Raw genomic sequence first — 3,242 nt, forward strand, 5'->3', positions numbered from 1 at the left:
GAGGAGAGCAGGATCCGGCGAAGGGCGTTGCCGATCGTCGTGCCGAACCCGCGCTCGAACGGCTGCGCGGAGAAGCGGCCGAAGGTCGGCGTGAGGGTTTCGCGCTCGACCTCGAGGCGCTTGGGCTTCTGGAATCCCTTCGAATACATCCGTCCCTCCGGCAGGGCCTACTTGGAGTACAGCTCGACGATGAGCTGCTCCTGGATCGGGAGCTGGATCTCGTCTCGACCGGGGAGCTGCTTGACGCTCCCGCGGAAATTGTCGGCGTCGAGCTCGAGCCACGACGGGACGCCGCGACCCTTCGCCGTGTCGAGGCACATCTTGATCGCCTCGTTCTTGCGGCTCGACTCGTGCAGCACGATCACGTCGCCCGCGTCCACGAGGGCGGACGGGACGTTGACGTTGCCGCCGTTGACCTGGAAGTGCCCGTGCGCCACCAGCTGGCGGGCCATCGCGCGCGACGACGCGAACCCGAGCCGGTACACCACGTTGTCCATGCGGCGCTCGAGCATCTGCAGCAGGTTCGCACCCGTGATGCCCTTGCGACGCGCGGCCTTCTGGAAGTAGTTCCGGAACTGCCGCTCGAGCACCCCGTACATGCGCTTGACCTTCTGCTTCTCGCGCAGCTGGATGCCGTACCCCTGGACCTTGGAGCGGCGCCGGCCGTGCTGACCGGGGGCGTAGCCCCGGCGCTCGAAGGCGCACTTCTCCTTGAAACAACGGTCGCCCTTCAGGAAGAGCTTCATCCCTTCCCGTCGGCAAAGCCGGCAGACCGCTCCGTTCATCCTCGCCACGTTCGTGCCTCCTAACCCTTAGACCCGCCGCCGCTTGGGCGGGCGGCACCCGTTGTGCGGGATCGGGGTGACGTCCTTGATCGACCGGATCTCCATGCCGGCGGCCTGCAGCGCGCGGACCGACGACTCGCGACCGGAGCCCGGGCCCTTGACCTTCACGTCGAGGGTGCGGACACCGTGCTCCTTCGCGTTGTTGGCCGCGATCGTCGCCGCGGTCTGGGCGGCGAACGGCGTCCCCTTGCGGGATCCCTTGAATCCCTGCACGCCGGCCGAGGACCACGCGACGACGTTCCCGCGGGGGTCGGTGATCGTGATGATCGTGTTGTTGAACGTCGCGTGGACGTGCGCCACGCCGTGCGGGACGTTCTTCTTTTCCTTCTTGCCGCCCTTCTTCCCGGCGGCCTTCTGAGCCTTGGCCATCGCCTAACCCTTCTTTCCGGTGGCGGTCTTCTTCTTGCCCGCGATCGCGCGACGCGGACCGCGCCGGGTCCGCGCGTTCGTGTGCGTGCGCTGGCCCCGGACGGGCAGGTTGCGCCGGTGCCGCATCCCGCGATACGACCCGATCTCGATCAGGCGCTTCACGTCGAGGGAGGTCGCCTTGCGCAGGTCCCCCTCCACACGCCCTTCCTGGTTGATCACCCGAGTGATGCGGACCACCTCGTCTTCCGAGAGGTCCTTCACCTTCGTCGAGAGGTCGACCTTGGCCTTCTCCAGGATCGAGGTCGCGCGGTGGCGACCGATCCCGTAGATGTAGGTCAGACCGATCTCCACGCGCTTGCTCGGGGGCAGATCCACGCCCGCGATACGTGCCACGTTCGAGCCTCCTTACGCCGGTTCCGGGCCCCTCAGCCCTGCCGCTGCTTGTGCTTGGGGTTGTCGCAAATCACGCGCACCACCCCCTTGCGCCGGACGATCTTGCACTTGTCGCAAACCTTCTTCACCGAAGCCCGGACCTTCATCTTCCTCTCCCGCGCCTTCGCCTACTTGTACCGGTAGACGATGCGCCCGCGCGTCAGGTCGTACGGCGAGAGCTCCACGAGCACCCGATCGCCGGGAAGGATGCGGATGAAGTGCTTGCGCATCTTCCCGGAGATGTGGGCGAGCACGCGGTGCTTGTTCTCGAGCTCCACCCGGAACATCGCGTTCGGGAGGGGTTCGACCACCGTGGCCTCGACCTGAATCGCCTCTTCCTTCGACATTCGTTACGCCTGCCCCCGAGGGTCGCCGAGCACCCGCGGGCCGTCCTCCGTGACCGCCACGGAGAACTCGAAGTGGGCCGAAAGACTGCCGTCCCGGGTCCGGGCGGTCCAGCCGTCGGCCGCGCTCAGGAGGACCTCCGGGCCGCCGGCGTTCACCATCGGCTCGATGGCGAGCACCATGCCCGGCGCGAGCCGGACGCCGTGCCCCGGCTTCCCGAAGTTCGGGACCTGGGGCTCCTCGTGGAGGCTCGAGCCGATGCCGTGCCCCACGAACTCCCGCACGACCGAATAGCCGTGCGCCTCCACGTGACTCTGGACCGCGTGGCCGATGTCGGAGACGCGGTTCCCGGGCCTGGCCTGCTCGACGCCGAGATGGAGCGCCTCCCGGGTGACGCGGAGCAGCCGCTGGGCCTCCGGGGAGATCGTCCCGACGGCGTAGGTCTCCGCCGCGTCGCCGAAATACCCCTTGTAGAGGACCCCGCAATCGATCGAAAGGATGTCCCCGTCCTTGAGCGCGACCCGCGAGGACGGAATCCCGTGCACCACCTCGTCGTTCACGGAAGCGCACACGGTCGCCGGGAAGTCCCGTCCGTCGCCGCGGTGGGGATACCCCTTGAACGCGGGCTCGGCGCCCGCCCGGCGGATCTCCCCTTCCGCGAAGGCGTCGATCTCGGCCGTGGTCATGCCCGGACGCACACGCTCCCGGAGCGCCTCCAGGACCGCGCGGACGATCCGGTTCGCGCGATCCATGAGATCGATCTCGGCAGGCGATTTCAGCGTCGTCCGGCTCACCGTTCCTCGATCCCCGCTTCCAGACGCGTCCGGACGGCCTCGGGCTCCCCCGTGCCGTCGATTTCCAGGAGGAGGCCCCGGTTCCCGTAGGCCTCCGCCACCGGGACCGTCTGCGCGGCGTAGACCCGCAGGCGCTCCCGGATCACCTCTTCCGTGTCGTCGGGCCGCTGCACGAGCGCGGACCCGCAAGCGTCGCAGACCCCGGCCGCTTTCGGCGGGCGGCTCTCGAGGTGAAAAACCGCCCCGCAGGAGGGGCAGGTCCTTCGTCCCGACAGCCGCCGAACGATCTCGGCTTCCGGAGCCACCAGCATCAACACCCGGTCGAGCCGGGCTCCCCGGCCGGCGAGCACCCCGTCGAGGATGCCCACCTGCTCGACCGTCCGCGGGAACCCGTCCAGGATGAACCCCGCAACGGCGTCCGGCTGCGCCAGCCGCTCCCCGAGCAGGTCGCCGATCA

The 3,242-nt window shown here is 68.7% G+C and carries 7 protein-coding genes; all 7 read right to left on the reverse strand.

What is annotated here, in order from left to right; translation table 11 throughout:
* Nucleotides 1–167: 167 nt before the first annotated feature.
* A complete protein-coding gene (rpsD, locus tag VF139_19270) occupies nt 168–785 on the reverse strand; it encodes a 30S ribosomal protein S4 (protein ID HEX6853546.1) in 618 nt (205 codons plus the stop codon).
* 27 nt (nt 786–812) lie between these two features.
* Nucleotides 813–1,214: a 30S ribosomal protein S11 gene (rpsK, locus tag VF139_19275; GenBank protein ID HEX6853547.1), complete on the reverse strand. Its 402-nt coding sequence runs from the start codon at nt 1,212–1,214 to the stop codon at nt 813–815.
* 3 nt (nt 1,215–1,217) lie between these two features.
* Nucleotides 1,218–1,607, reverse strand: a complete 390-nt coding sequence (gene rpsM / locus VF139_19280; GenBank protein HEX6853548.1) for a 30S ribosomal protein S13 — start codon at nt 1,605–1,607, stop codon at nt 1,218–1,220.
* Nucleotides 1,608–1,639: 32 nt separating this feature from the next.
* The gene (gene rpmJ, locus VF139_19285; GenBank protein HEX6853549.1) at nt 1,640–1,753 is read right to left on the reverse strand and encodes a 50S ribosomal protein L36; all 114 of its coding nucleotides are present in this window, start codon (nt 1,751–1,753) and stop codon (nt 1,640–1,642) included.
* Nucleotides 1,754–1,774: 21 nt separating this feature from the next.
* Nucleotides 1,775–1,993, reverse strand: a complete 219-nt coding sequence (gene infA / locus VF139_19290) for a translation initiation factor IF-1 (protein HEX6853550.1) — start codon at nt 1,991–1,993, stop codon at nt 1,775–1,777.
* Nucleotides 1,994–1,996: 3 nt separating this feature from the next.
* On the reverse strand, nt 1,997–2,785 hold the full coding sequence (gene map, locus VF139_19295; protein ID HEX6853551.1) for a type I methionyl aminopeptidase: 789 nt from the start codon (nt 2,783–2,785) through the stop codon (nt 1,997–1,999).
* Nucleotides 2,782–3,242, reverse strand: a 461-nt coding sequence (locus VF139_19300) for a nucleoside monophosphate kinase (GenBank protein ID HEX6853552.1), incomplete at its 5' end; no start/stop codon positions are given. The genes map and VF139_19300, both read right to left, overlap by 4 nt.

Source organism: Candidatus Polarisedimenticolaceae bacterium, assembly GCA_036376135.1.
In the GTDB taxonomy this organism is placed as follows: Bacteria; Acidobacteriota; Polarisedimenticolia; order Polarisedimenticolales; family DASRJG01; genus DASVAW01.

What these genes read in the sequence shown, in the direction of transcription:
- rpsD (HEX6853546.1), bottom strand. Translation starts at nt 785, where the DNA reads ATGAACGGAGCGGTCTGCCGGCTTTGCCGACGGGAAGGGATGAAGCTC.
- rpsK (HEX6853547.1), bottom strand. Translation starts at nt 1,214, where the DNA reads ATGGCCAAGGCTCAGAAGGCCGCCGGGAAGAAGGGCGGCAAGAAGGAA.
- rpmJ (HEX6853549.1), bottom strand. Translation starts at nt 1,753, where the DNA reads ATGAAGGTCCGGGCTTCGGTGAAGAAGGTTTGCGACAAGTGCAAGATC.
- infA (HEX6853550.1), bottom strand. Translation starts at nt 1,993, where the DNA reads ATGTCGAAGGAAGAGGCGATTCAGGTCGAGGCCACGGTGGTCGAACCC.